Here is a 3,333-nt window from a genome sequence, read left to right as displayed (position 1 = left end):
GCCCCAAAGGTGTCGCCCCTCCGGGGCGACCCCCTGTTCATCAGGCGGCGCTACGCGCCGCCATGCGATCGGAATCCGGCGGGCGCTGGGCGCGCGATCCGTGTGGTGGCTTATCAGCGGTGTCAAAACCGGTCAGCGGGTCAAAACGAGTGGTGGCGCAGAGCCGCATGGTGGGCGCTCCCGCGCGGACGCTCTGGAGCACTTTCTCAGGCCATCCCCATCCAGGAAGAGGGGCAAAAAAAGACCCCGGACGAATCCGGGGCCAGGGTTCAGCAATGATCTCGGAAGAACCAGACGATGTTCCGAGGGTTCACGGCACCATCACTCCAGTAGATCACGTAGACCGATTCCAGATAACGACCGAGGTGCTCTTGTAGCGGCTCGTCTTTCTTGACGTTGTACTGCCGCATGAAGCGCCTCACATGCCTTTTTGCTTCATCGAGGTCTTCGGCCAGGAGCGCGAAATACAGGATCGGTTTCCGACCCAGCATGGGCCTCGCCCCCTCGCGAGGCATTGCGATCATCTCCGCGGTCTTGATCAGGTGCTTGTAGTTCGACCGTTTTTTGTACGCACGCTCGATCTCAACCCACACCCAACCGTTGCCCGATTCCAGATGGTCGAGATACAGCAGATCCGGCACTTTGCCGGGCAGGATTTCGCGCCTGCGCGCAGGGTTCCTGCCGGTCTGGATCTCCCGTTCCGTGTAGACCTGGAAGTTCTGGGACAAAGCAGCGGCGGCATCATTGGCGAGCTTCCGATGCTTCCAGAGACGCGAACGGATGAACCCGTAGTCATCGTTCGTTCGCTTCACTTTCCGCTGCCAATGCAGGCTCAGTTCATCGGCCCCGGCTTGCCTGAGAAGATACACCGGCTCGCCATTCGGCAGCTTCGCTGATGCGAGCATGTTCTGCTGGGAAAGACGCTTGATGACCCGTTGAACCGACCGCCTGTTAAGCCCTGACATGTACGAGATCTGCCAGCTTGTAGCGTGCCCCAGCCGGTGTATCGCGCGCAGTATGAAGAACTCATTTTCCGCCGCGATTTCGCGCCCGTCCGGCACCGCTTCCTGCTCTTCACCCCCTCCAGGCTGGATGGGTTCGGGCGCCGGTTCAGGCTTCGGATCCGGGGTCGTATCCGCCGCGCTGTCGGGCTTTCGGGGTTGCTGTCCGCGATCGAACAGCATGTCTTTCATACCTTTCGGGAGTTTCATCGTCGTGCTCCGGTTTTGGTTACACCCCGGTATGCACCCCCCTGTGACACCCCCGTTCGCCGGGAAAGCCGCTACCCCCCCTGTCGCTGGCGCGACAGCTTTCGAGCGGCCTTTCGGCCGCTCTGCAGCGGGTCCGGCTGGACGCCGGACCCTCGCAAACTCCGGCCCACGCTGAACGCGTGGGCCTGCGCGCCCCTTCGCTGTACGCGAATGGCCTTGCCCCGCGCCCGCCTCCGCTTCGCTCCGCCGGGTAACCCCGAAGACCGCACCGCTCGCGCGGTGGGCTTCGGCTTTCGCTCGCAAGGGCTCGCTCCAGCTCTTCGGGGTTACCCGCCGGCGCTTCGCTTCGGCGGGCGCGGCCGGGACCGCCCCCCTGTCGCTGGGGCTCCAGGGGGGCTGGCAGTCGCGTGGGCGCGACTGCCTCCCTCTCGGCACGCCCGGTCGCGTGGGCGCGACCGGGCTCTCCGGCACGCTGGGGCGTGCCTTCGGCCTCACACAGCNNCCTCGCCACCGGCTGGAGCCGGATCACGCTTTCCCTGGTTGGGGACATGATGCGTTTCGTAATACGCCGGGGGTGGCTCATCGCAACATGAGCCACCACGTGTCCGCCCAGGGCGCAGAATCCCGAGTTATGTTAAGCAGCGCCCTGCAATATTTGCATTTCGCAGGACAATCGTGTAATATTGTCAACGTGGAAAACGCAGAACGGAGACACAAGATGCCAGCATCGTTTGCGCAGTGGGCGGAACATTACGGTTATGACCCCAACAGCGAGGACGCAGAGGTCGACTATCAGCGGTACCTCGATGAGCTCGCGGCCCTGGAGCCCGTCAGCCGCGATGAAGCCGAAGCCATGTTGTGGTGGAACCGGCTGACGCCGGCGGATCGCCGGTACTGGCTGGATCGCGCCGGGAGCGCCCGGCCAGCCGACGCATGGCAGGCATACCAGCAGGAGGCACAGGCATGAGCGATGCGATTACCGAAGCGACCCTGCGCGAGTTGCTGGACTCCGGCGCGGTGCGCGCCGTCACCATCGTCGCCCAAGGCAACGCATGGGCCGTTCAAGTGGAGGTTGGAACACGTTGGCGCGTGTTGCGCAGCGCCCGCGATGACGTGAGGTGGTGGAAGTCACTCGACCGGCTGGCCCGGTGGCTGCACGGGCTCGGGATTTCTGAATGGTCGGTGGATGCGCGGCAGTTCGCGCCGCAGCAGCGGAGCGTGGCGTGATGGACGTAGTGGAACGTGCGCGATTGCTCGCAGAGAAATACAGCTCAAACTCGGAAAACCACGAGGAGCAAGATCAAGGACAGGAGCCCAGAACCGTCCCGCTACCGTTCTGGTCAGCGAACCATTACGGGGCGCCTGTTTCTATCCTGCGGAGCGCACTTTTCGGCGTCGTTAAGCGAGGTCGGCGCGCCTACTACGAAGGCGAAGAGATTACCGCTTGGCGGGGCACCACGATTCGTTACACCGGACCACGGCTGGACCAGGCCGATGAGGATGTCTGGCTGCAAATCTTGCAGCTACATCAAGAGCAGGAAAATACCGGGCTCGGAACCCGTTTCGAGGTATCCATCAAAGGTCTGCTGAGAGAGCTCGATCGCGCGGACGGGAAACGGAACAGGGAGTGGCTGCGAAAAAGTTTGACGCGACTCGTCGCCACGGCAGTTTCTGTCCAGGCCGAAAACAAGGAGTACGTTGGGTCATTGGTTCAGGAGTTCGTGCGCAACGAGGAAACTGGGCGCTACACGATCAGCGTGAACCCTCGGCTCGCGAGCCTGTTCCGCCATGGTTGGACCAAGCTCGAACGCGCACAACGCCTCGGGCTCGGGCAGGATCAGACCGCAAAATGGCTCCACAGCTTCATCTTCACCCACCGCGGCAAACCTCTGCACATCTCCTGGGAAAAGCTCCAGGCGCTGGGCGGCAGCGAATCCAGCCTCCGCGAGTACCGGCGCTCAGGCCGACGAGCTCTGTCCACCCTGTCTGAAATCGGGGCCATTCATTCATGGTCGGATGACGGCCGCAACGTCACGATCTGGCGTTGAGGTGAGACGAAGAGGGGGTACTGCTCCCGCGCATAGGGGGTACTGTTCCCACGCTAGGGGGTACTGCTCCCACG

At 63.0% G+C, this 3,333-nt stretch carries 4 protein-coding genes; 3 read left to right on the top strand and 1 reads right to left on the bottom strand.

Annotated elements, in window-relative coordinates:
• Positions 1-269: 269 nt before the first annotated feature.
• Positions 270-1,184, bottom strand: coding sequence for a helix-turn-helix domain-containing protein (locus B1A74_RS14020; RefSeq protein WP_208856006.1), 915 nt, complete (start codon positions 1,182-1,184; stop codon positions 270-272).
• A gap of 745 nt (positions 1,185-1,929) precedes the next feature.
• On the opposite strand from B1A74_RS14020, the gene B1A74_RS14015 reads away from it, so the two are divergent.
• The 3 genes from B1A74_RS14015 to trfA are packed head-to-tail and all read left to right on the top strand — an operon-like array spanning position 1,930 to position 3,259.
• Positions 1,930-2,178 (top strand): hypothetical protein, encoded by a 249-nt coding sequence (locus B1A74_RS14015; RefSeq protein WP_077244989.1) that lies wholly within the window; start codon positions 1,930-1,932, stop codon positions 2,176-2,178.
• Positions 2,175-2,438: a hypothetical protein gene (locus B1A74_RS14010; protein WP_077244988.1), complete on the top strand. Its 264-nt coding sequence runs from the start codon at positions 2,175-2,177 to the stop codon at positions 2,436-2,438. The genes B1A74_RS14015 and B1A74_RS14010 overlap by 4 nt, the downstream gene beginning before the upstream one ends.
• Positions 2,438-3,259, top strand: coding sequence for a plasmid replication initiator TrfA (gene trfA, locus B1A74_RS14005; protein ID WP_244269242.1), 822 nt, complete (start codon positions 2,438-2,440; stop codon positions 3,257-3,259). The genes B1A74_RS14010 and trfA overlap by 1 nt, the downstream gene beginning before the upstream one ends.
• Positions 3,260-3,333: the final 74 nt, after the last annotated feature.

This window comes from Thioalkalivibrio halophilus (genome assembly GCF_001995255.1).
Taxonomy (GTDB): Bacteria; Pseudomonadota; Gammaproteobacteria; order Ectothiorhodospirales; family Ectothiorhodospiraceae; genus Thioalkalivibrio; species Thioalkalivibrio halophilus.
This window is presented reverse-complemented; position numbering and strand designations above follow the sequence as displayed.